Consider the following 1572-nt stretch of genomic DNA (forward strand, 5'->3'; position numbering starts at 1 on the left):
AGCTTGATCTTTAAGGCTGCTGCTCGGCCCCGCCGCGTCTAGGCATATCCGTTTTGCGCTGTTTCTTGCCGACTGGGTGGCGGGGTGCGGGTGTGGAGGTGCGGCCCTTGGGGCGGCCTGGGCCGGGGTGGGAGGGTTTTGGCGCGCGGGCTGGAGTGCCCACGGTCCGTCGGATGCGGGGATAGCCGCGTCGGACCCGGCCGGGGGTGAGCTGATCCGGTGTCAGGGGCTTCTCCCAGGGTCGCCGGAGGTCCTCGGTCAGGGGCCGGGCGAGACGGAGTTGCGCGTAGGTGGCGAGGATCAGCCACACCCACCGGTCAGCCTGTTCGGGGGTGCGCAAGCGGGGTCGGGTCAGGCCGAGCGTCTGCTTGAAGAAGCGGAAAGTGTGCTCGATATCGAACCTTCGAAGGAAGGTCCGCCAGAGGCGGTCGACGTCGTGCGCGGTGGCGTCGGGGTCGCTGTGCCACAGCCATAGCGGCTTGGGGTCGCGATTGCCGGGCAGGTACTCGACCGCCAGATGGACCAACGTTCCCTCGACGATGGGGAGTTCGCCTTCGTGGTCAGCCCAGGAGCCGCGCCGGTCCAGCTTGGGGTGCAGGCGGCCCCAGCAGCGGGCGAGGACTTGGCCGAAGCGGTCGTGGACGCCGGCCGACTCCTGGACCGGCGCCGGATAGGTCGTGGCCTGGGCCAGGCGGAACTCCGCTCCATGTCGGGGCGGGCGCCCGGGGTTCGTCCCGCGGCGCTTGCCGGCCGGGGCGCGCATCACCCGGTCGGCGCGGATGCGTCCCAGCAGCCGCACCGGCTCCTCGCGCAGCAGCCAGGTCAGGCGCACGATGTCGTAGCCGGAGTCCAGGACGAACAGCACCGGCAAGTCGCCCGGGCGCCACTGCCCGGCCCGCTCCAAGTGGGCGACAAGGTCGCGGATCTGGGCGGCGGTGACCTCGGTGGGGTCGTCCTCGGGCCCCAATCGCACCGCGTCCAGCGGCCCAGTCCATGAGGAGCGGCCCCCGCCGAGGGCCGCCGCGACCTGGTAGGGCCAGCCCGGGATGGTCTGACGCACCCCGTCGCAGCGGCACGGACGGTGGCAGTGCAGCCGCTGGGGCGAGCATTCGGCATCCGGACGCGGCCACGCGGTGACGTCCAGCGCGATGGACAGCTGCCCGTCCGTCCCACGCGGCAGCCGCAGTCCGGCCAGCGCCATCCGAAGCCGGGACACGTTGATGTGCCCCTGGGCCAGCGCGTCGTACATCGCTCCGTGCCCGCGCCGATGCACCCCCGACAGCGAGAGTTCCGGCAGGGACGTCACCGGCCCGTCGGCGCACAGCACCGCGTCCATGAGCTCGAACAGAGCATCCGCCCGCAACGTCAGGCACTCGTACAGCTCACGGCGAAACCGGGACAACCCAGCCAGGGCCTCGACGCGCACGGCGCCGTCTTGCAGACTGTCCATCACGGCCTTTGGTTGATCAACGTGTCTCTTGGCGGAAACACATGATCAAGCAGAGGCCGCCCAGCTGTCAGGCGAACGACAAACCCCACCAAGAAATGATCTTGGTGGGGTTTAAAGCCAAG

1 protein-coding gene is annotated in these 1572 nt (G+C 70.2%); it reads right to left on the minus strand.

The genetic code is table 11. The features are described 5' to 3' along the window. Positions 1-10: 10 nt before the first annotated feature. Positions 11-1450, minus strand: a complete 1440-nt coding sequence (locus H1D24_RS41520; RefSeq protein ID WP_181662955.1) for an NF041680 family putative transposase — start codon at positions 1448-1450, stop codon at positions 11-13. Positions 1451-1572 lie beyond the last annotated feature (122 nt).

It is taken from the genome of Streptomyces himalayensis subsp. himalayensis, assembly GCF_013778455.1.
Lineage (GTDB): Bacteria > Actinomycetota > Actinomycetes > Streptomycetales > Streptomycetaceae > Streptomyces > Streptomyces himalayensis.